General features: G+C 70.4%; 23 protein-coding genes. 14 read left to right on the forward strand and 9 right to left on the reverse strand.

What is annotated here, in order from left to right:
* Positions 1 to 849, reverse strand: coding sequence for a universal stress protein (locus DFR74_RS05595; RefSeq protein WP_067514427.1), 849 nt, complete (start codon positions 847 to 849; stop codon positions 1 to 3).
* A 352-nt stretch (positions 850 to 1,201) separates the two neighbouring features.
* Between DFR74_RS05595 and DFR74_RS05605 the strand changes: the two genes are divergently transcribed.
* A complete protein-coding gene (locus DFR74_RS05605) occupies positions 1,202 to 1,648 on the forward strand; it encodes a DUF4254 domain-containing protein (protein WP_170160704.1) in 447 nt (148 codons plus the stop codon).
* Between the two features lie 37 nt (positions 1,649 to 1,685).
* On the opposite strand, the gene DFR74_RS05610 is transcribed toward DFR74_RS05605, so the two are convergent.
* Positions 1,686 to 2,084 (reverse strand): hypothetical protein, encoded by a 399-nt coding sequence (locus DFR74_RS05610; RefSeq protein WP_067514430.1) that lies wholly within the window; start codon positions 2,082 to 2,084, stop codon positions 1,686 to 1,688.
* A 226-nt stretch (positions 2,085 to 2,310) separates the two neighbouring features.
* On the opposite strand from DFR74_RS05610, the gene DFR74_RS05615 reads away from it, so the two are divergent.
* The 3 genes from DFR74_RS05615 to DFR74_RS05625 all read left to right on the forward strand — a co-directional run bounded on the left by DFR74_RS05615 (position 2,311) and on the right by DFR74_RS05625 (position 5,734).
* On the forward strand, positions 2,311 to 4,044 hold the full coding sequence (locus DFR74_RS05615; RefSeq protein WP_067514432.1) for a hypothetical protein: 1,734 nt from the start codon (positions 2,311 to 2,313) through the stop codon (positions 4,042 to 4,044).
* 221 nt (positions 4,045 to 4,265) lie between these two features.
* Positions 4,266 to 5,078, forward strand: coding sequence for an RNA polymerase sigma factor SigF (locus tag DFR74_RS05620; RefSeq protein ID WP_067514434.1), 813 nt, complete (start codon positions 4,266 to 4,268; stop codon positions 5,076 to 5,078).
* Positions 5,079 to 5,290: 212 nt separating this feature from the next.
* Positions 5,291 to 5,734 carry a hypothetical protein gene (locus DFR74_RS05625; protein ID WP_067514436.1) on the forward strand — a complete coding sequence of 148 codons (444 nt, stop codon included), beginning with the start codon at positions 5,291 to 5,293 and terminating at the stop codon, positions 5,732 to 5,734.
* Between the two features lie 4 nt (positions 5,735 to 5,738).
* Here the strand turns inward: DFR74_RS05625 and DFR74_RS35840 are convergent, their stop codons facing one another.
* Complete coding sequence (locus tag DFR74_RS35840) at positions 5,739 to 5,906, reverse strand: hypothetical protein (protein WP_170160705.1); 168 nt, start codon at positions 5,904 to 5,906, stop codon at positions 5,739 to 5,741.
* A 152-nt stretch (positions 5,907 to 6,058) separates the two neighbouring features.
* Between DFR74_RS35840 and DFR74_RS36965 the strand changes: the two genes are divergently transcribed.
* Positions 6,059 to 6,601 carry a helix-hairpin-helix domain-containing protein gene (locus DFR74_RS36965; RefSeq protein ID WP_067514438.1) on the forward strand — a complete coding sequence of 181 codons (543 nt, stop codon included), beginning with the start codon at positions 6,059 to 6,061 and terminating at the stop codon, positions 6,599 to 6,601.
* 371 nt (positions 6,602 to 6,972) lie between these two features.
* Here the strand turns inward: DFR74_RS36965 and DFR74_RS05640 are convergent, their stop codons facing one another.
* Positions 6,973 to 7,893: a helix-turn-helix transcriptional regulator gene (locus tag DFR74_RS05640; RefSeq protein WP_067514441.1), complete on the reverse strand. Its 921-nt coding sequence runs from the start codon at positions 7,891 to 7,893 to the stop codon at positions 6,973 to 6,975.
* 74 nt (positions 7,894 to 7,967) lie between these two features.
* Between DFR74_RS05640 and DFR74_RS05645 the strand changes: the two genes are divergently transcribed.
* From DFR74_RS05645 to DFR74_RS05655, 3 genes are all read left to right on the forward strand, one after another.
* Positions 7,968 to 8,636, forward strand: coding sequence for a class I SAM-dependent methyltransferase (locus DFR74_RS05645; RefSeq protein WP_067514449.1), 669 nt, complete (start codon positions 7,968 to 7,970; stop codon positions 8,634 to 8,636).
* A gap of 171 nt (positions 8,637 to 8,807) precedes the next feature.
* Entirely contained in the window at positions 8,808 to 9,080 is a 273-nt protein-coding gene (locus DFR74_RS05650; RefSeq protein WP_147265744.1) for a hypothetical protein, read from the forward strand.
* Positions 9,077 to 9,850, forward strand: coding sequence for a DUF262 domain-containing protein (locus tag DFR74_RS05655; protein ID WP_232331937.1), 774 nt, complete (start codon positions 9,077 to 9,079; stop codon positions 9,848 to 9,850). Before DFR74_RS05650 ends, DFR74_RS05655 begins: the two co-directional genes overlap by 4 nt.
* A gap of 469 nt (positions 9,851 to 10,319) precedes the next feature.
* Here DFR74_RS05655 and DFR74_RS05660 read toward each other — a convergent pair whose 3' ends face one another.
* Both DFR74_RS05660 and pip read right to left on the reverse strand, forming a co-directional pair.
* Complete coding sequence (locus DFR74_RS05660) at positions 10,320 to 11,507, reverse strand: lipase family protein (protein WP_407675261.1); 1,188 nt, start codon at positions 11,505 to 11,507, stop codon at positions 10,320 to 10,322.
* Positions 11,508 to 12,116: 609 nt separating this feature from the next.
* Positions 12,117 to 13,094, reverse strand: a complete 978-nt coding sequence (pip, locus tag DFR74_RS05665; RefSeq protein ID WP_067514445.1) for a prolyl aminopeptidase — start codon at positions 13,092 to 13,094, stop codon at positions 12,117 to 12,119.
* Between the two features lie 196 nt (positions 13,095 to 13,290).
* On the opposite strand from pip, the gene DFR74_RS05670 reads away from it, so the two are divergent.
* Positions 13,291 to 14,664 carry a WS/DGAT/MGAT family O-acyltransferase gene (locus DFR74_RS05670; protein WP_067514447.1) on the forward strand — a complete coding sequence of 458 codons (1,374 nt, stop codon included), beginning with the start codon at positions 13,291 to 13,293 and terminating at the stop codon, positions 14,662 to 14,664.
* Positions 14,665 to 14,941: 277 nt separating this feature from the next.
* Here DFR74_RS05670 and DFR74_RS05675 read toward each other — a convergent pair whose 3' ends face one another.
* The 3 genes from DFR74_RS05675 to DFR74_RS05685 all read right to left on the reverse strand — a co-directional run bounded on the left by DFR74_RS05675 (position 14,942) and on the right by DFR74_RS05685 (position 17,258).
* Positions 14,942 to 15,982: an acyl-CoA dehydrogenase family protein gene (locus DFR74_RS05675; protein WP_233444432.1), complete on the reverse strand. Its 1,041-nt coding sequence runs from the start codon at positions 15,980 to 15,982 to the stop codon at positions 14,942 to 14,944.
* 171 nt (positions 15,983 to 16,153) lie between these two features.
* On the reverse strand, positions 16,154 to 16,717 hold the full coding sequence (locus tag DFR74_RS05680; RefSeq protein ID WP_067514609.1) for a hypothetical protein: 564 nt from the start codon (positions 16,715 to 16,717) through the stop codon (positions 16,154 to 16,156).
* Between the two features lie 334 nt (positions 16,718 to 17,051).
* Positions 17,052 to 17,258 carry a CsbD family protein gene (locus tag DFR74_RS05685; protein ID WP_067514633.1) on the reverse strand — a complete coding sequence of 69 codons (207 nt, stop codon included), beginning with the start codon at positions 17,256 to 17,258 and terminating at the stop codon, positions 17,052 to 17,054.
* A gap of 172 nt (positions 17,259 to 17,430) precedes the next feature.
* On the opposite strand from DFR74_RS05685, the gene DFR74_RS05690 reads away from it, so the two are divergent.
* From DFR74_RS05690 to DFR74_RS05710, 5 genes are all read left to right on the forward strand, one after another.
* On the forward strand, positions 17,431 to 17,997 hold the full coding sequence (locus tag DFR74_RS05690) for an RNA polymerase sigma factor (protein ID WP_084538249.1): 567 nt from the start codon (positions 17,431 to 17,433) through the stop codon (positions 17,995 to 17,997).
* Entirely contained in the window at positions 17,988 to 18,584 is a 597-nt protein-coding gene (locus DFR74_RS05695) for an Asp23/Gls24 family envelope stress response protein (protein WP_067514610.1), read from the forward strand. The genes DFR74_RS05690 and DFR74_RS05695 overlap by 10 nt, the downstream gene beginning before the upstream one ends.
* Entirely contained in the window at positions 18,581 to 18,952 is a 372-nt protein-coding gene (locus tag DFR74_RS05700) for an Asp23/Gls24 family envelope stress response protein (RefSeq protein ID WP_067514612.1), read from the forward strand. The genes DFR74_RS05695 and DFR74_RS05700 overlap by 4 nt, the downstream gene beginning before the upstream one ends.
* A complete protein-coding gene (locus tag DFR74_RS05705; protein WP_067514614.1) occupies positions 18,952 to 19,266 on the forward strand; it encodes a hypothetical protein in 315 nt (104 codons plus the stop codon). Before DFR74_RS05700 ends, DFR74_RS05705 begins: the two co-directional genes overlap by 1 nt.
* Positions 19,267 to 19,374: 108 nt before the next feature.
* Positions 19,375 to 19,866, forward strand: a complete 492-nt coding sequence (locus DFR74_RS05710) for an Asp23/Gls24 family envelope stress response protein (protein WP_067514616.1) — start codon at positions 19,375 to 19,377, stop codon at positions 19,864 to 19,866.
* Positions 19,867 to 19,870 lie beyond the last annotated feature (4 nt).

The following is a 19,870-nucleotide window of genomic DNA, read 5'->3' on the forward strand; positions in this document are numbered from 1 at the left end:
TCAGTGCTCCGGGCGGGCGATGATGAGCGGGCAGTCGATGCTGTGCAACAGGGCTTGCGACGTCGAGCCGAGCGTCATCCCCGCGAACCCGCCCTTGCCGTGACTGCCCACCACCACGAGCTGCGCGTGCGCCGATTCGGTGAGCAGCCGCCGCGCCGGGCGGTCCTCGGCCACCACCCGCCGCACCCGCACCTCGGGGTTCTCGGCGAGCGCGGGCGCGATGCTCTCCTCGAGGAGTCGCGCGCCCTCGCGCTGGGAGTCGGCGACCTCGGCGTGGCGCAGGTAGCGGGTCCACGCGTGCACGGCGACCAGTTCGACGCCGCGGCGCGCGGCCTCGTCGAAGGCGAGCGCGACCGCCCGCGCGCTCTGGGGTGACGCGTCCACGCCCACCACCACGGGAGCCGTCCGGTCCGGCGGCGGACCGGTGACGATCGCGACCGGACCGGGTGCGTGCCTGGCCAGCGCGGTGCTCACCGAACCGAGCAGGCTGCGGTGGTAGGCGCCCAGTCCGCGGGAACCGACCACTACGAGCCGGGCCGTGGTCGCCGCGGCGCACAGTGTGGGAATGGGGGCGTCGTCCACGAGGTCGGCGGTCACCTCGATCTCGGTGATCGGTTCGGCGGCGGCCGTCGCCACCTCCGCGGCGATCGCCAGCGCGTCGCGCGCGTTCTCCAGGTAGCGCTCGCGGTGGGCGCGCAACTCCTCGGCGTCGGCCTCGTCGGGCTCGCCGACCGCGCACACGATGCGCAGCGGGACGTCGTGCAGCGCCGCGTCAATCGCCGCCCACCGGGTGGCGTGCAGGGCATCCTCCGAGGCGTCGATGCCGACGACGACCGGCGCCCTCAGCACGGGCGCACCGGAGTGGAACGGTCGAGTGGGCGGACGCGGATCCGGTCGGCCACTGGCGATCACCTCCGCTTCTGGCGAACCACGGGCCCGCCGGGGGACGGGCCGTCGGACGTGACCTCACATCGTACGCCCCGGCCGGAGGTCGCTTCCGGCCGACACGCCGCAGGTGGCCGCGCGGCCGGAAGTGACTGGGCGGCAATGGGGATGCGCGCGCCGGGGACCTATCCAGCGCGACTCCTGGGACGAATGTCAGGGGGAGTCGACGCGAGGTTCGCCGCCGGACGCAGGCGGCGCGTATACGTGGAGTGCAGGTGCGATGTCGGGGTCGTCGGTCGGCAGAACGGTGGTGCGGGTGGTGACGAGCGAGGGCGGCGGAACAGCGCTGCCGTCACGAGAACTGGTGTTGCGGGCCGTGTGTGGCGTTCTCGACGAGGACGATCCGCTGCTGGCGGCCGCCCACCAGTTGTCCCGGCTGCACGAGCAGCGCGAGGCCGGCACCGCCGAGACGTCCGATATCGATTGGCAGCGCGCCCGGCTCGTCTGCGAGATCGACCGCTGGGTCGGCCTGCTCACCCCACCCCCGAGCCCGGAAGCGCCCCTGCACACCGAAAGCGTCGGCACCGTCGTCGACCGCCTCGCCCAACTCGCCGTCCTCACCTACCTGGCCCTGGCCCGCGGCTGCGACGACCGCCTCGCCGACTCCCAGCAGCGCCTCCACGAATTGAGCTGGGCCTACGACGATCTCATCGCCGAAATCCGCACCGGCACGCGCCGCCTCCCCGGCGTGGACCTCGACTGACGCGGAAGTCGTTGCGCGGCAGGATCATCTGCGACCTTCAGCAGGGGAGCCAGTGGACGTAGTGTTCGGGCCAGCTGGGGTCGCGGGATTCGCAGAGGCCGCGGACGTCGGTGGAGACGCCGAGTTCCCAGGGGATGCCGCCGCCCGCGCAGGGTTGGTGGGAGGGGGTGCCGACCGGGGAGACGGGGCCGAGCTGGCTCCAGCCGCCGATCCAGGGCAACGTGATGCCCTGGGCGATGGCCAGACCGGTGAGGCCGAAGCAGTCGACCTGGACGCGGTGCCTGCCGTCGCCGCCGAAACATTCGGAAGTGCCGCCGGTGCCGGTGTTGGTGGTGCGGCAGTCGGCGGGACGGGCCTCGGCCGTACCCGCCGCCAGGGTGAGGGCGGTGGCGGCGAGCGCCGTGGCGAAAGCACCGCCGAGAACACGTCGGACCATGGTGGAGCCCCTTTCCGTCTGTCAACCCCTCTGTCGGTCTCGCGGGACGCATCGTTTCACCCTCGCGTGCCGTTCGCGGGGTCCGGCGGGGCCGACGCGCCGGGGCGATTCGAAATTCGGCAAACCTACAGTTTTGCCGACACGCCCCCATGGACTATGAATGTGGGGTGCTGCTCACACTCGTGATCACTTGCCTGCCATCGGATCTCCCGGGGCGGAGGTCGTTGTGACCATCGAGCACCCCATCGAGGACGAGGTCACGCAGCTGGCGCGCCGGGTCGAGAAGGCACGCGGCCGGCTCGCCTACCAATTCGACCCGGCCCTGACCGAGGCGCTGTCGGAGGACGAACTCCACGCCGAGCGCGAACTCGCCGAACGGATCAGGGAGCAGGAACGCGCGCAGCGCTGGAAAGAGGTGCAGGCCGCCGCGTCCGCCTCGGACCGGTCCAGGCTCACCGCGGAGGAGATCGCGAAGGCCGATATGCGAGATTTGCTGGTCGCCCGCAAGGCGATCGCCGCTCAGCGGCGCGAATCCAGCCCCCACGCCAAACTGGCCTCCCTCTACCGGCATCGCGCGTGGTCGCTGCGGGCACTGGCCGGCGTGGTCGGCGCGGGCATGCTGTGGTCGGCGGTCAACGTGCAGCAGAACATCGCGCCGGGCGGGCCCAGCGATCCGCTGTTCTGGTTCAGCTACCTGCTCGAGGGCATGATCAGCGTCTGCCTGATCATCATCATGATCGGCACCAACAAGGTGGCCGAGTGGGGCGTCATGGACAACCGCGGCCAGGTCGCCGCGGCCGAGATCGCGCTGCTGGGCCTGACGGTCGGTCTGAACACCTACCCGTATGTGCGCGCGGGGGAGTGGTACGAGGTCGGCACGCATGCCATCGCGCCGGTGATGATCGGCGTGGCGCTGCTCATCCACGACGCGGCAAGCGCCCGTTACGGTTTGGCCATCGCCCGCGCCACCGAGCAGATTCGCGATCTGCCCGACCCGGCCGAGGAGATCCGGCGCAGGCTGATCTCGTTACGGCCGACCCCGCCGCCGGAACTCGTCGCGCCACCCGAACCGCGCCAGGCGCTCGCCGCGGCCGAGGATCACGTCGAGGTGCTCGACGAGGAGGTGCCGGACGAGGTCGACGACGCCGTCGAGGACTTCGCCGAAGAGGTGCCCGACCCGGCGCCGGTCGCCGAGAAGCGCGTCGTGGCAGCCGAATCCGGGCGGCGCGAGGTGGAAGCCGAAGAGCCGCGCCGGGTTTCGGCCGCCACCCGGCCGACCGTCGCCGAGAGTGAGCCGGTGGAGCCCGAATTCGTGGACCCCGAGCCGGTGCGGACGGTGGCGGCGAAGAGCGTGAAGACGGTGGCCGCGAAATCGGCCACGCCGAAGCCCGTCGCCGCCTCGAAGACCGCGAAGTCCGTCGCGCCGGCCGCGAAGCGTGTTGCGGCGGCCGCCGAGCCCGTCGCGGCCACCCCGAAGCCCGCCGCGCCGAAACCGGTAGCGCCCGAACCGATCGCGCCCGAACCGATCACTGCGAAGCCGGTGCCAGAGAAGGTGTTCGAACCCACCCCGGTGAAGTCCGCGGCGCCCGAGCCTGTTTCGGCGGCGGTGACCGAACCCGTGCGCTCCGCGCCGAAGCCCGCCGCGAAGGTCGCGACCCGCGCCGCGGTGACGCCCGAACCCGCTCCTCGCGCGGAGGATACCGTCACGAAGGTGTCCGCTCGCACGTCCGCGGCGAAGACCGCGCGGACGGAGGCGCCCGGCCGCGAGGCCCCGGCCGAACCGGCGCGCGCGGGCAAGGAGCGCACGGTGCCGCCGCCGGATCCGGGTGGCGCCTACCACGAGGTGGTGCGCTCCACCGGCATCTACGACACCGGACAGTTCCGCATCGCCGACGCGCTCGAGCGCGAACTCCAGGAAATGCAGGAGGCGCGCAGGCGGGCCCGCAGCGGCAAACGGTGACCGGTGCGATGCCCCGTGGTTCGGTACCCCGAATCGCGGGGCATCGCCCGTTTCGGCGGTATGAAACCGTGGGGTCGCAAAAATTTTGAGCCGGTGTTCGCGCAGGTAGTGGGCGCTCCGGTGTCCGTTTCGCCCGATAACGAACCTCTGATCACGTTTCGGTAACGGCCCGGCCGGGTATCCCGGGGGAAGTCGAATTCAGTGGAAACGAGGTCCTTCGGATGAATCGCGAATCGACGGAAACCACCGTGAGCGATGACACCTACGAGTCGGTCGAACCGTGGTTCGAGAAGCTCGCCGCGCTCGACGAGCGCGACCCGCACCGCGCCGGACTGCGCGAGGAGATCGTGCGGATCTGCCTGCCGCTGGCCGAACACGTCGCGCGGCGCTTCGCCGGGCGCGGCGAGGCGTTCGACGACCTGCACCAAATCGCCAGGCTCGGCTTGGTGCAGGCCGTGGATCGCTTCGACGTCGCGCGCGGCAACTCCTTCCTGGCCTTCGCCGTGCCCACGATCATGGGCGAGGTGCGCCGCCACTTCCGCGACCGCACCTGGTCGGTGCGGGTGCCGCGCCGCCTCAAAGAGGTGCGCCAGCAGATCGGCCCCGCCACGGAGACCCTCTCGCAGCGCCTGGGTCGCATGCCCACCGCGCGCGAACTGGCCGAGGAGCTGAAGGTGGACCTCGAGGAGATCACCCAGGCGCTCATCGCCGGCAACGCCTACCAGAGCACCTCGCTCGACGTGGGCACCCGCGAATCCGACGAGGGCACCGCGCCCGCCGCGGTCGCCACCCTGGGCGCCGAAGAGCCCTGCTACCGGCTGCTGGAGGACGCGATGGCGGTGCGCCCGCTGATCGCGCGGCTGCCCGAACGCGAACGCCGCGTGCTCGTCATGCGCTTCTTCGAGACGAAGACGCAGAGCCAGATCGCCGACCGGCTCGGCGTGTCCCAGATGCAGGTGTCGCGCATCCTGTCCAAGACGCTGGCGACCCTGCGGGAGCAGGCCCTCGGCCGGGAGATGCGCGCGGCGGCCTGAGCGATGCCCGCCCGCAGGGGACCCCGCCGTGTTCCGCCGGGTGCTGATCGGGTTGATTCCCGAGACGCGGGGCCGAAGTTTGTATAGTTTGGCCTCGTTCAGTGAAGTCCTGGCAAACACTATTCGCGCTCGGTACGCACGCGCACGTGTCCGGTCGCGAGGAGGGGGTGGACGGTGACGAGCACGTTCACTGGTGAGGGGACGAGACCGTGGTGACCATCGCGCAATTGCGGGCCGTCCTCGCCATCCTGCACATCCAGCCCGAGCCGTGGCCCGATCCGGCAAGGCCCCTGGACCCGGCGGCCGAACACGCCCGGCTGCTGGACATGGTGCACCGCGTGGTGACCGGCGAGCTACAGCGCGCCGCCGTACCGGGCCGGTCGACCGATCAGGCGCGCACCGACGCGCGCTGGTTGCACGACCGCATCGACGCGCTGGCCGAGGATGCCACGGTGGATCCCGCGCCGGTGCTGCTCGACGCCGCCGCCCGGTCCGCCGGCGCCACCGAGGTGCTGCTCACCCTCACCGGCAATCCCGCGGGCGGCGAAGCGGATTCGTACTGGCGGCGGGCGCTCACCGATCTGGGGCACGCGTATCACCTGATCAACGACGAATACGTCGGGCGCTCGAACACCACCACCGCACCGCTGCGCTGAACGGTCAGCGTTGCGGTCCGGTGCGGTGCGGTGCGCGGGCGTCCGCGCGTCGGAGTGGTGGCGCGGGCTGCGGTGCGGGAGCCGGACGCGGGTGCCCGGTGCCGAGTGCCGCGGCGGTGGTGATCGCGGCGCCGAGCGGCAGTCCGCGGCGGGTGAGGCGGTGGAAGAGCATGGTCAAGCATGGTCCGCGCGCGGGCGCCCGCGCGTCGCCCGCGCGGGGGAAATCCGTCCACCGGGTGTCATCCCTGGGGAGGACACGGTCTCAGGGTGGTTCCGCTCGCCTCAGGGGGTGGCGATGTCGGTAGCGGGTCCTAGCATCGGGGTATGACGACGCGAGCGGTCCTGCGCAAGGCGGCCTCCACCTTTCCGGAGGTCGAGGAGAGCAGCCGTGCCGGTGCGGTGGTGTTCTCGGTGCGGAACAAGGAGTTCGTATCGCTCACCGCCGACGGCACCGTCCGGCTGCGGCTGCCCGCGGGCGACGTGGGCCCGGCGGTGGAGCGATACGCCGATGCCCGCCCCCTGACTCACGCGGGCCGCACGATCGGCGCGGAGATTCCGCTGCGCGACGCCGATGGCCAGCACCTGTGGGCGCTGGTGATGGCCGCATGGAAGTATCGCGCGCCGAAAAGCCTGGCTGCCGAACTGGATTCGATCACCTCGGGTGCCGCGACTTCCGGCGACCTCCCGCCATCCATCGGCAAGGCCGCCACCCGCGCGCTCCGCACCGCCGAACTCTCCACCCTCGCGGCGGTGTCCGCGCGCTCGGAAGCCGATCTGCTCGCCCTGCACGGCGTCGGGCCGAAAGCCGTGCGGATTCTGGGTGAAGCGCTCGCTGAACGCGGTCTGGCGTTCGCCGCCGAGTCCTGAGGGGGAGTGCATGGAGTATGAGATGTGGTTCTTCGGGAACGTCCGGGTCGAACACGACCCGGATATCCCTCCGGACGCGGACCGTCCGTATTCGCAATACCGGTTCACCATCGACGGTCCGCCCATCGCGCATGCCGTCGCCGCGGGTACCGGAAAGGCGGTGTGCGGCAACGCGGATCGCATCCTTCCACACGGGCGCTCCTGGGCCGATGCGATTCCGGACGGGAATGTACGGTGCCCGGACTGTCTGCGGGCGCACCCGGTGTAGCGACGCCGGAACTCACGCGAAGTCGGCTCGGTGTCGAACCGGTGGTTCGCGCACAGTTGCGGCCGTGCGGGGGAGCTCGCTCGGAATACGTGACGCGATGCGGCTATTCGTCGCCGAGGTCGAGTGCCGAGCGTTCCCGCCAGGCTCGCGGTGTGCGACCGTGTTCGCGGCGGAAGACGCGGGTGAAGTATGCCGGGTCGGGGAGGCCGACGCGGCGGGCGATGTCGTTGACGGGTAGGTCGGTGTCGGTGAGCAGGTGTCGCGCTCCGGTCATGCGGCGTTCGACGATCCAGGACTGAACGGTGCGGCCGGTGCGTTTGCGGACGACGGTGGTGAGGTAGGCGGGGGTGAGGCCGACCGCGTCGGCCACGTCGCGCAGCGAGAGCTGCTGGGGGAAGCGGGTTTCGATCACGTCGAAGACCGCCGCCAGCAGCGGTTCGTTGTGGCGGCGCAGCTCCTCGACCACATCGGCGGTGAGGCGGCCCACGTCGACGAGGAGCAGCCTGAGCAGGGCGACGGCCGCCTCCCGGTACCCCGTCCGGCGCGCGGACAACTCGTCCTCGATGGACTCGAAGGTGTTGCGCCACATCGGTTGCCGACTCTCCGGCACGCGGAGGGAGAGGATGCCGCCCGGCGTGCCGTGGATGAACGGGAACAGCAGGGGATGGGTTCGCCACGCCGGCCACAGCGCCTGCGCCGGTCCGCCGAACACGCCTGGATCGAAGAACAGTCCGTACACGCCCTCGTAGGTGGCGACGCCGGTGCCGTCCACCACCGCGCCGGGCGCGATGACGTGCACGTCGCCGGCGCGCATCGGTCGCTCGCCCGCGCGATGCCGCAGCTCCCCGCCGTCGCGCCACACGTACAGCAACAGCGGGAAGTCGTGGATATGCGGGCGCCCGTCCGCCGGCCGGGTGTGCGGCGTGAAGCGCACCAGCCGCAACGGCGGCGCGTCCGGCTCGACCGGGTACTTGTACACCGGCACGCCCGCCTCGAACCGGACCGGCTGCGCGAAGCTGGACATGGAACCAAAGATAGTCCTACTACTGTCGAGAATCGACCAACTATGGCTCTGATCTGGCTATCACCATGGTTTCCATGACGAAGAATTCTCCGCACTCGCGCACCATGGGCAACAAGCACGACTATCTGCCCGCTGCGGGGCACGACGCCTTCCTGCCGGTCTACGACCTCTTCACCCGGCTGCTCGGTGTGCGCGGCATCCACCGCACGCTGGTCGACCAGGCCGAACTCGCGCCCGGCGCCGAGGTACTCGAAATCGGCTGCGGCACCGGAAATCTCACCCTCCTGTCGGCCGACGCCGCACCCGGCGCGAGCCTCGTCGGCACCGACCCCGACCCACGCGCCCTCGCCCGCGCCGAACGCAAGCGCAAGCACCGCGAGAACGTGCGCTTCGACCGCGCCTACTCCCAGGAACTCCCGTTCCCGGACGCCTCGTTCGACCGCGTTCTCTCGGCCTTCATGTGGCACCACCTGGACTCCGACGTCAAACGCGCCACCGCCGCCGAACTCCACCGCGTGCTGCGCCCCGGCGCCCGCCTGCACCTCGTGGACGTGGCCGGCCACCCCACCCCCACCGACGGCCGCGTCGCCCGGCGCATGCACCGCAACCCCCACCTCGCCGAGAACCTCGGCGACGCCATCCCGAACCTCCTGAGCGACAACGGTTTCGACTGCGCGGAAACCTCCTCCCGCGCCTTCCGTCGCTTCGGCCGCATCACCTGGTACCGCGCCACGCGGCGGTGAGCGGGCGCCGGTCGGTGCGACCGTGATGGCACGCTCGGACCCGTTGCCGTCGCAGGTCCGTCGCTACCTTGCCGTTCCGCGGCGGCCACTGGGTGCAGGAGAGTGCGCGTGATGGTGGCGGCGCACCTCGGAAATGCCGATCCGGGTGGCCGCTCGGCTGGGCTCCGCCCCATGTCGGCAACTGGAGCATTCGGCGCTTCGTTCGAACCGGGGCGGGCGGTGGAAGAGGTTTTCGAGGGTGCTGCCACCGGCGTGGAGGTGGAGCCGGACCTCGGCGCTCGGCCCGAGGTGGAGCTCGAGCCGTGGGATCCGGAGAAGATCCGGGTGACCACCAGGCAGTTCGCGTTGCGCGACGTGCTCGACATGATCGATGACGACGATCTGGAGCTGGCACCGGATTTCAGCGGAACCGTGTGTGGCGGTCATGGCAGAAGTCCCGGTTGATCGAGAGCCTGCTGCTTCAGATTCCTCTTCCCGCTGTCTATTTCGCCGAAGATGGTGAAGGGATATTGAGAGTGGTCGACGGGCTCCAGCGGCTGTCGACGATCCACAACTTCGCTCGGAGAAGCGATTTCGCGTTGAGCGACCTGGAGTACCTGGACGGCGTGGACGGCTTGTGGTTCGAGGACCTGACTCCACCGTTGCGTCGCCGGCTCCTCAACGTTCAGATCGTTGTCCACGTGATCGACCCGTCGATTCCGAGCGATGTCGAGTACAACATCTTCAAACGAATCAACACCGGTGGTGAGCCACTCAATTCGATGGAGATCCGGCATTGCATGAGCCGGAACCGCAGCTGTGATCTGCTGAAATTGTGTGCCTCGCAGGACGAGTTCACCGAGGCGACGGGCGGTGTGCTTCGCAACCACGTGCGCATGCATGACCGCGAGGCGGTGCTGCGCTTCCTCGCGTTCCGCCGGTTGAACGACATCAAAGCCTATGACGAGTACGGCACGCTGGAGAGTCTGCTCGACAAGACCGCGGAGTTGATCGATTCCGAAGGCCAGGTACCGTCCGCGCAGATCGACAGATGGTTCGAAGAGTTCGTCCGGGCGATGCGCAACGCCACGTATGTGTTCGGTGCCCACGCATTCCGGAAATGGCCGCACGGCTCCGAACGCCTGTCGCCGATCAATCGGGCGCTGTTCGAGAGCTGGTCGGTGGTGCTGGCCGACTACACCCTCGATCAACTGGAACCGGCCAAGGAAGGCTGAGCACCAACACCTTCCCTTTCCGAATACGACTTTCGCCGAGAACATCTGGCGACAGATCGCGCGGTTCAATGGTGCCGCACTCGAAGTGCGACGTCAGGCGATCGCGAACCTGGCCGGTCTCGACGACCACGCGGTACGGGTCTGGGCCGAGGAATCACGTCCGGATCAGCGTCAGAGACGCATGCAGATCGAAGCAGGCGTGGTCTGCTCGCCCGAGAGCCCGAATACGCACAAAAACGCGAAGGCCACGCGTCAGCGTACTGTCGATTTCGCCGGGTCCGCCATCAGCTGTGAGTGGCACGCGAAGTTGTCACCGGTCCGCAACCGCATCCACTTCGCGGCGCGCGGCGGCCGACTTTACGACCGGCATATCGCAGCGCCGAGCTGGGGGTTGATCCGCACGACGGGGGCGTGTCGAACGACAATGCCCCGTAAGGTCGGTGGACCTACGGGGCACTGCGGCGTCGGCTCAGCAGCTGGTCGGGACGGGCTCACCCTTGAATCGCGACTCGACGTAGTTCCAGGCGTCGGCGAAACCGGCGACGGCGGCGGTCATGTGCTCGGCGATGTCGTAGGTGGCCAGTTTCACGGGAGCGCCTGCCGCGCAGTACTTCTGGACCACTTCCTCCACGGAGTCGAACGGGGTCAGGGTGTCGTAGCGGCCCTGCCAGAGGTAGGTGGGGGCGGTGGGCGTGCCGGAGTAGCGGCGCAAGCTGTTCTCGCGCAGGACTTCTCGCGCGGCCGGGCTGTCCATCAGGCTCTTGGAAGCGGCCATCTGCTCGGCGCTGCGGAACGCGCCGTGGAAGAGCAGGAAGCGACGGCAGGCGTCGTGGGTGAATTCGCGGAACCACAGGCCGTTCTCGTTGAGCTGATCCGAGATCGGCAGGCGCTCCGGGTATTCGCGCTCCAGTCCCATGGCGGCGGCGAAGGCCAGGCCGAAACCGGGATGCGGGTCGAAGCCGAGACCCAGTGCCATCTGCTCGAGATCGGCCGGGATGCCGCCCGCGACGGCGGCGGTGATCTTCAGTTCGGGAGCGTAGGTGGGTTGCAGCGCCGCCGCCCACGCCGTCGCCATACCACCGCCGGAGTAGCCCGCGAGGGCGACGGGCGAGTCGGCCAGGCCGAGCTCGGCGACCTTCCGCACCGCGCGCACGCTGTCGAGGGTCACCATGCCGCTCAGCTTCGCCGCGCCGTAGGCGACGTTGGGGCCCAGGTAATCCGGGAGCGACACGGCCCAGCCGCGACCGATCGGCAGCATCGCGCCGGGCGCGTCCTGCAACTCGCCGTTGAACAGTGACCGCGACGGATTGCAGCTGGTGCCCAGCGAATTGATCAGCGCCTGGTACGACACCAGCGGCGGCTTGTCGACGCCGATCGGCATCAGCACGGTCGTCATCGCCATGATCGGCTTGCCGCCGGAGTTGGTGGAGCGGAACGCCACCTGCCAGCCCGTCGTGCCCACGTACGGGCCGGTGTCGATCTGGCGGGCGCGCACCACGTCACCGGCGGCGTAGGAGCCGAGGTCGGCGGGCGGGGCGAAGAACGGGTCGGGATCTTGGTGCGGGTACAGGGGTTCGGCGCTCGCGGGCGCGCCGATCAACCCGAGACACAGGATTGTGACGAGAAGGAGGAAGCGCGGAGGGACTCTGGACACGATCTTCTTTCGGGCAGGGGGTAGCGCCGACGGTCACCCGCGGGATGAGGGACCGCGACGGCGTCGGCGCACCGACTGATGGAGCGGGGACGGGGAGCGCAGCGAGACGGCGGCAGGCCGGAATCCTTTCGTCCGTCTCGTTGGGCTGCCCGGTGGCCGTGGTCGACGGCACCATCCGCGCGAAACATATCGCGGGCCGGATCAAGATCAGCACAGCGCGAAACCAACATTGGTCGCATTCACAATCCCGCTCCCGAAGAACCTGTCACCTCACTATTGATTCCCAGGTCGCCGTCGCACCGTTTCGGGAGATCGCACAAAACACCGCCCCGTCCGGTGTGGCTGCGCACGACCCGAATCGGAGCCCGCACGCCGGGATTCGCGGGGGTTTGCCGACGGCGGAAAGTGAAAGCGAACCCTACGGTATGCGAGATCGCTCACGATGCCGAACGCCGTCGCGAGCCAGTACGCGAGGAAACCGAGATCTGTCCACAACATGACCCGCTTGGTGCGGGCGAACTGCGATCCGTCCATGACGGCCCCCGGGTGCTACGTCAGCGACCTTCGCGAGGGTAGCGGCAAAAGTAGGTCGGTCGACCTAATTGTGAGCAGTCACTCGGTGCTGTGCGCTTGGAGGGCGGTGAGGACGGTGTCGCGGAGGGTGGGGCTGCCGGTGTGGCCGGAGTCCTCGATGATGTTCAGGTCGGCGGTGGGCCAGGCGCGGGCGAGGTCCCAGGCGGTGCGCAGCGGGGCGGAGAGGTCGAGGCGGCCGTGGATGAGGGTGGCGGGGATGCCGGCGAGACGGTGCGCGTCGCGCAGGAGCCGGCCGTCCGCGAGCCAGGCGTGGTGGGCGAAGTAGTGCGTGCAGATGCGGACCATCGCGAGCCGCGCGGCCTCGGGCTTGGCGCTGTATTGCCCTGGCTTGCCCTGTGATTCGTGCGCGATCACCGCGTCCTCCCACGCGCACCAGGCGCGGGCGGCGGCCTCGTGCACGGCCGGGTCCGGGTGGTTGACCAGGCGCGCGTAGGCGGCGACCAGGTTGCCGTCGCGCTCGCCGGGCGGCAGGTGATCGCGGAAGCGCTCCCACGCGTCGGGCAGCAGCAGGCCCGCCCCGCGATAGAGCCACTCGATCTCGGCGGGCGTCGTGGTGGTAACCCCCACGAGCACGATCCGGCTCACCCGCTCCGGGAATCGCTCGGCGTAGGCGAGGATCAAGGTCGAACCCCACGATCCGCCGTACAGCAACCAGCGCTCGATCCCGAGATGCGTACGCAGCGCCTCTATGTCGGCGATCAGGTGCTCGGTCGTGTTGTGCGCCAAGCTCACTCGCACATCGGACGCGTGCGGCTCGCTCCGTCCGCACCCCCGCTGATCGAACTGCACGATCCGGTACACCCGCGGATCGAACCCCCGCCGGCTGCCCGGGCTCGACCCGCTCCCGGGCCCGCCGTGCACGAGGAGTGCGGGCACACCTTCCGGATTCCCGCTCACCGACCAATACACCCGTTGACCGTCGCCGACGTCCAACAGGCCCTCCTCGTACGGGTCGACGGGCGGAAACGGTTGCGGGGGAGCGGCATCGGACGACACGGCACCGATTATGCCGGGCCCGCGCACCGGACACTGGCACGCCGGTGACACCGCCGGACCACCCACCTCAGCTGATATTCGGCAACCGCCCACCCGCCCGCGCATTTCTGAAATACTCCCGGTAGGAATCGCGCCGTGGCGGTGCCAGGACCTGGTCCGGGCAGGGCGGTGCGCGCTCGGCGAGGAGGCCCTGGGTATGGAGTTGATCGCACCGGCCGACGCCGTGTTCCTGCTGGGGGAGTCGCGGGAGCATCCGATGCATGTCGGCGCGCTCCAGCTGTTCGACCCGCCCGCGGGCGCCGGCCCGGATTTCGTGCACACCCTGTACGAGACGCTGGCGGCGGCAGACGATCCGCAACCCACGTTCCGGAAACGGCCGGGCCGGCTGTTCGGCGGCATCTCGAGCCTCTCGTGGAGCTACGACCGCGACATCGATATGGACTACCACGTGCGCAGGTCCGCGCTACCGCAGCCGTGCCGTATCCGGGAACTGCTGGAACTCACCTCGCTGCTGCACAGCGGCCTGCTGGACCGGCACCGCCCGCTCTGGGAACAGCACATCGTCGAGGGGCTGGCCGACGGCCGGTTCGCGATCTACACCAAACTGCACCACGCGCTGATCGACGGCATCTCCGCGCAGCGGCTGCTGATCCGATCGCTGTCCACGGAACCGGACGGCGAGATCAAGGTGCCGTGGACGCTGCGCCGCCCGCCGCGCGACGCGGTCGAATCCAACGGCGGCGCTTCGCCTTTCGGCGCGATCAGGCGCGCCGTGCGCGGTGTCGCCGGGATGGCGCCCGGCACACTGGCCCTGGCGCGCGCCGCACTGGACGAGAGCCAGGGCGTGCTGCGCTCGGCGGCGCCGCGCAGCATGTTCAACGTGCCGATCGGCGGCGCGCGGCGGTGCGCCGCGCAATCCTGGCCCCGCGAACGGATCCGGGCGGTCAAACAGGCGACCGGCGTGACGATCAACGACGTGGTGCTCGCCATGTGCTCGGCCGCCCTGCGCGCCTACCTGCTCGAGCGCGACGCCCTGCCCGACGATCCGTTGATCGCGATGGTGCCGGTCTCGCTGCGTTCCGAGCACGAGGCCGACGCGGGCGGCAACATGGTCGGCGCGATCCTGTGCAACCTGGCCACCGACGTCGCCGACCCCATCCACCGGCTCGCCCTGATCAACTCGTCCATGCGCTCGGGCAAGGAGATCTTCGCCCAGCTGCCGCGCGCCCAGGCGCTCGCCCTGTCGGCGGTGACGATGTCCCCGCTGGCGCTGGCCGCCGTGCCCGGCTTCGTGAACGCGACCAAACCGCCGTTCAACCTGGTGATCTCCAACGTCCCCGGCCCACGCGAACCCATGTACTGGCAGGGCGCCCGCCTCGACGGCAACTACCCGCTGTCCATCGCCCTGGACGGCCAAGCCCTCAACATCACCCTCGCCGACAACGCGGGCAACCTCGACTTCGGCATCGTCGGCTGCCGCCGCTCCGTCCCCCACCTCCAGCGCCTCCTGCTCCACCTGGAGGAGGGACTGAGCGAACTCGAGGACGCGGTCGGCGTCGCGACCGGGTAGCGCGGTTTCTCGGCCCCGCGCGGAGTACCGCGAGTGAGTCTGGCGAAACCCGGGGACCCTGGGCCTCCGGCTGCGCCTGCCGTAGGAGAGCACGCTCGCGCTCACCGTCCCCACGAGCGGGCCGGTGCGGACCCGTCCATCGGCTTGCCCTTCGACAGGTCGGCGCGTGATAGACGATCGAACTGCTCGGCATCGCCGTGTGGATCGGTCACGACGCCCCTGCGTTCCGATGGCGCCGAGCTCACCAGCGCCGCCTGATGCGCGCCGTGTAGACGATCTAGTCCGCGAGCAGGGTCAGGAGGTGCTCGCGCATGTCCGGTCTGCTGGCCGCGACGAGGGTGAAGGTGGCCTCGCGCACGAGGCGCTGGGCGGTGTGGCCGGCGAGCAGGGCGGGCGCGCCGACCGCGGCTACCAGCGCGCCCGCCGCCTGCAATGCCACGTCGGCGGCGGCCGCCCGCGCGGCGGGCATGGTGTCGGGGGCGGCGAGTGCGGCGTCGAGGGCCGAGCGGGCGGCGTCGAGGCGCTTGCCGAGCGCGGCCGCGGCCGTCTCCTGTCCGGCTTCGCGCAGCAGCCGGATCGCGCGCCCCGCGACACCGCAGGCGACGCAGCCGTTGAGCCGGGAGCCGAACGCCTGGTAGGACAGGAAATCGCTGTAGGGGGCGGTGCCGGTGACGCGGTCGGCGGGCAGCAGGTAGTCCTCGAACTTCAGGCGCACGGTGCTCGTGGCCTGCCCGGCCACCAATTCAAGGGTGTGCGCGGACAATCCGTCCCCGGTCGCGGCGTCGACCAAGCCGTTCACCACGAGATCGGTGCCCGAACTGTCGTCGCGCGCCGACACTTGCAGCAGGTCGACCACACCCCAGCCGCTGACGAACGGCGCGTCGCCGTTGAGCAGGTACCCGCCGTCGACCTCGCGGGCGAACAGCTTCGCCGGATTCGAGACCGCACCCGCGAACGCGACGCCCGCGCGGATCGCACCGCGCACCAGCCCGTCGAAGTACCGGTCGCGCAGCGCGGTGTTCTCCGTTCCGGCGAGCCCCAGCACCGCGCCGTTGTGCTGCATCCACACGAAAGTGGTGGACAGACAGCCGCCGGACAGGGTCTCCAGGATCTCGACGATCTCCGGGACGCCGAGCTCCCCGGTGCCCGCCGACGCCGCCAGTCCGTAGAAACCCTCGCGGGCCAGCAGTTCCCAGTGCTCACCCGGCACCTCGCCGCGGCGATCCACCTCGCCCGCGGCCGGGAACAGCACGTTATCGGCGATCTCCCGCGCCCGCCGGATCATCGGATGTACGTCGTCCACGTTCGCCGTCACCATGGAGGTGAGCCTAACCTTACTTCGGTGGCTGTGGGGGTGCGATCGATTCCGCGCATCGCAGGTGCGCGCGGCTGGTCGCGCCCCGTCGTCGTTCGGGTCGGCGGCCGACCCTATCCAGGAACGACACGCACCGCCGCATCGGAACGGCTGCGGCGGTGCGCTTTCCGTCGATCACGGCGTGGCGAAACCGATGAGCGCTCCGATCCCCGCGCCGATCGGCACGGTCACCAGGGCGCCGACGCCGCCGAGGAAGAAGCCGATCACGGCCCCGATCCCCGCGCCGATGAGCGCCCCGATGCCCGCGTTGTACTGCTTGCGGGCGACGGTGTCGTCGGGTTCGGCGATCTGCGCCAGGTGCTGGGTGGTCGCGGCGGGCGCGTTCACCGGCGTGAGCGTGAGCGTGCGGCCCGCGTCGGTGATCGCCGGCGACAGGCCGAAGGTCTGGCCGTGCGCGTGGAATCCGAGCGGCAGCGTGGCCACGACCTGCCCCGCGGCGTCGGTGAGGGTGACGGCCTTGGCGTCACCACTCACGGAGAACGCGCCACCCGTGACGGTGGTGACGATGCCCGTCCCGTTCGCGGTGGGTGCGGCGGCGTAGGTGACGCCCCGGTCCACGCCGTGCACGCTCACGGGCGCGTCGGCGGGGGAGGAGGGCTGGGCGTGGACGGCGCCGGCCGCGAGTCCGGTGGCCCCGATCGCGAGCACGGCGGTGGCGGTGAATTTCTTGACTCTCATCGTGTTTCCCTACGTGTTTCGTTCGGGCAAGACAGCCGATGCGTCCCCAGGAGGCCGGTAGTCGGCCGCTATCATTCTCGCTTCCACTCGCCGTCGCGGGGAGGGTTTCCCGCATTCGTGATCACAACCCGGCGCGTCGTATTCCGGTGTGTCGCGCGGACATTCGCGTTGCTGGTTGGTAGCTGAAGGGATGCCCCCGAACGCACAAAGGCGGGACCATCCCTGAGGATGGTCCCGCCCCGCCCGCCTGGCTCGCGGCAGCCAGGCGTGGTCTTTTCGTGCCGCTCCGCGGAGCGGTGCCGGGGTGCGCCGCTACGGCGCTACCGCCCGGCTATCACCGATCGAAAGTCTTCTTCACCTTGTCGACGGCGTCGCCGACCGCGTCCTTGACGTCCTCGACCGCGCCCTTGATCGCCGAGGTCGCCTGATCGGCCTTGCCCTCGTTGCGCAGATCCTCGTCGCCGGTCGCGTTGCCCGCGGCTTCCTTGGCCTTGCCGCCGAGATCGTCCACCTTGTTGCCGACCTTGTCGCTGAACGACATCGCGTCCTCCTCCTCGTATCGGCACACCCGGCGTTTCCGGGCGTACAACCGATACAGACACCGCGACGCGCGGAAAGCTCACGTGGCAAACGATGAGACACCGGTCACGGATAATTCCGCGTGACGTTCGGTGCGCCACGGTGTCGGTACTACGAGCGGTGGAGGAGGTGCTGTGACGGCGATCGATGCGGAGGCGTCCGTGACGCCCGACGAGGTCACGCTGGTGGAGCGGGCCCGCGACGGCGACATGCGCTCCTACGAGCGACTCGTGGTGCGTTATCAGGCGCCCATGTACCGGTTGGCGGTGCGGATGCTCGCCGATCGCGCCGACGCCGAGGACGTGGTGCAGGAGGTGTTCCTGAACGCGTGGCGGCGACTGGACCAACTGCACGATGCGGAGGCGTTCGTCGGCTGGCTGTACCGCATGACCACCAATCGCTGCCTGAACGTCATCCGGGCGCGCAGGCCCCAGGTCGACGTGGACCTGGACACGGCCGAATCGCCGCGCGCCGACACCCGGCCCGACCACGCCGTGCAGATCAGTTCGCAGCTGGAAGCGCTCACCGAGGCGCTGACGCGGCTCACGCCCGAACAGCGCGCCTGCTGGTTGCTGCGCGAAGTGCACGGCCTGTCCTACGAGGAGATCGCCGAGATCGTCGAGACCAACACGACCGCCGTGCGCGGGCGCATCGCCCGCGCACGCGCCCAATTGTTCGAGGTGATGCAGCCATGGCGGTGAACGACACGACCGAGCGGGAGTACCTGCTGCCGTGCGGCCGCGACCTGGAGCGGGTGTGGCGGCGGCTGGACGCGGTCGAGGCGGGCCTGGGCGACGAGCACGAGCGCGCGTGCCCGCACTGCCGGGCCGCGCGCGAGAGCCTGCGCGCCCTGCGGTCCGCGACCAGGGAGTTGATCGAGGAACCGGAGGAGCCGCCACCGGACCTCGTCACGCGCATCATGTCGGCGGTCCGCGCGGAGGCGCGGCGCGGACGCACCCTGGCCCTGCCCACCGACGAGCCCGGTGGGGTCGAGGTGAGCGAACAGGCGGTCGCGGCCGTGCTGCGCTACGCCGCCGACACCGTGCCCGGCGTCCACGCCCGGCACTGCGCCGTGCGCACGGTCGGCGAAGGACCGGACGGCGAGCTGCTGGCCGATGTGGAAATCGCGGTGGCCGTGGGCTTTCCGGGAACGCAGGTCGACGAGGTGGTGCCGCTGGTGCGGGAGCGGGTGCGCGCCGCGCTGGCCGCGCGCATCGGCTTGGTGGCCGCGCGCCTGGACGTCACCGTCACCGATGTGTACCGGAAGCCGAAGGAGGACCGCCGATGACGGCGCCGGTCACCGTCACGGTGGTCGAACCCGCGGTGATCGCGGCCGTCGCGGCGCGCGCGGCCGCGGCGGCGCCGGGCGTGGTGCGGCTCGAGCCCGGTGTGCGCGGACTGGTCGGCACCTTCGTCCGGGCCGGACGGCAACGCCTCGCGGGCACGGAACCCGCTGCGGCGGAAGGCGTCCGGGCCCGACGCACCGCAGCCGGCGCGATACTGGTGGAGGTGGACGTGGTGCTGGCGGCCGACACCCACGCCGCCGAGGTGGGCGCGGCGGTGCAGCGGGAGGTGACCAGGGTGGTCGCCGAGCAGACGGGACAGGAGATCGACGCGGTGACGGTGACGATCCTCGATATCGAGCCGGAGGCGTGATGCGGCGGGACGAGACGTCCGTGCTCGCGGACGCGGTCCTGGCCGCACTCGACGACGTGGCGGGGCTGCGGCCCGCCACGCCGCTGGGCGCCGAGGACCCGGCCTGGTGGCCGTGGGACACCCGCCGCTACGCCGTGGATCTCGCGGCCGACGCGGTGGAGGTCCGGGTGATCGCGGCGGTGTTGCCGTTGCCGCCGCTGCTGGTCCTGGCCGAGAAGGCGGTCCGCGACGCGCTGGCGGGCACCGCGCTGGCCGCGGCCCCGCTGCGCTTGGTGGTCACCGAACTCGACGCGGCCGCGTTCGACGGCGAATAGTGGGTAACTCAGTTCACACAACCGATGCGTGACGAAAGCGGCACGGCCGGTGTCGACAGAGATGTAGGTCCGATATCCACTGCACCACAACGGAAATCAGGAGGAACCATGACCACGGCGACCACCGAGAAGGACACCTCGAAGAACACGGCGGCCGCGGCGGCGCCGAACGCCCCCGCCAAGAAGCGCAATGACCTGGTTACCGACCAGGGCACCACCACCATCGCCGACGTGGTGGTCCAGAAGGTCGCCGGCCTCGCCGCCCGGGAAGTGCGGGGCGTGCACGACCTCGGCGGCGGCGCGGCGCGCGCGTTCGGCGCGATCCGCGACCGCATCCCCGGCGCGTCGGCCAGCATCGGCCAGGGCGTCTCGGTGGAGGTCGGCGAGACGCAGGCCGCCGTCGACCTGGAGATCGTCGTCGAGTACGGCGTCGCCATCGCCGAACTGGCGCGCACGGTGCGCCGCAACGTGATCACCGCGATCGAGCAGATGACCGGGCTCGAGGTGGTCGAGGTCAATATCAACGTCAACGACGTCTACATCCCGGGCGACGACGATGACGACGCCACCACCGCCGCCCCGACCGGCCGGGTGCAGTAACCAC

This window comes from Nocardia puris, from assembly GCF_003315035.1.
Lineage (GTDB): Bacteria > Actinomycetota > Actinomycetes > Mycobacteriales > Mycobacteriaceae > Nocardia > Nocardia puris.

Coding starts and splice junctions, on each gene's coding strand:
- DFR74_RS05610 (WP_067514430.1), bottom strand. CDS start 2,084: ATGGTCCGACGTGTTCTCGGCGGTGCTTTCGCCACGGCGCTCGCCGCC.
- DFR74_RS05620 (WP_067514434.1), top strand. CDS start 4,266: ATGAATCGCGAATCGACGGAAACCACCGTGAGCGATGACACCTACGAG.
- DFR74_RS35840 (WP_170160705.1), bottom strand. CDS start 5,906: ATGCTCTTCCACCGCCTCACCCGCCGCGGACTGCCGCTCGGCGCCGCG.
- DFR74_RS36965 (WP_067514438.1), top strand. CDS start 6,059: ATGACGACGCGAGCGGTCCTGCGCAAGGCGGCCTCCACCTTTCCGGAG.
- DFR74_RS05640 (WP_067514441.1), bottom strand. CDS start 7,893: ATGTCCAGCTTCGCGCAGCCGGTCCGGTTCGAGGCGGGCGTGCCGGTG.
- DFR74_RS05645 (WP_067514449.1), top strand. CDS start 7,968: ATGACGAAGAATTCTCCGCACTCGCGCACCATGGGCAACAAGCACGAC.
- DFR74_RS05650 (WP_147265744.1), top strand. CDS start 8,808: ATGTCGGCAACTGGAGCATTCGGCGCTTCGTTCGAACCGGGGCGGGCG.
- DFR74_RS05670 (WP_067514447.1), top strand. CDS start 13,291: ATGGAGTTGATCGCACCGGCCGACGCCGTGTTCCTGCTGGGGGAGTCG.
- DFR74_RS05675 (WP_233444432.1), bottom strand. CDS start 15,982: ATGGTGACGGCGAACGTGGACGACGTACATCCGATGATCCGGCGGGCG.
- DFR74_RS05680 (WP_067514609.1), bottom strand. CDS start 16,717: ATGAGAGTCAAGAAATTCACCGCCACCGCCGTGCTCGCGATCGGGGCC.
- DFR74_RS05685 (WP_067514633.1), bottom strand. CDS start 17,258: ATGTCGTTCAGCGACAAGGTCGGCAACAAGGTGGACGATCTCGGCGGC.
- DFR74_RS05695 (WP_067514610.1), top strand. CDS start 17,988: ATGGCGGTGAACGACACGACCGAGCGGGAGTACCTGCTGCCGTGCGGC.
- DFR74_RS05700 (WP_067514612.1), top strand. CDS start 18,581: ATGACGGCGCCGGTCACCGTCACGGTGGTCGAACCCGCGGTGATCGCG.
- DFR74_RS05705 (WP_067514614.1), top strand. CDS start 18,952: ATGCGGCGGGACGAGACGTCCGTGCTCGCGGACGCGGTCCTGGCCGCA.
- DFR74_RS05710 (WP_067514616.1), top strand. CDS start 19,375: ATGACCACGGCGACCACCGAGAAGGACACCTCGAAGAACACGGCGGCC.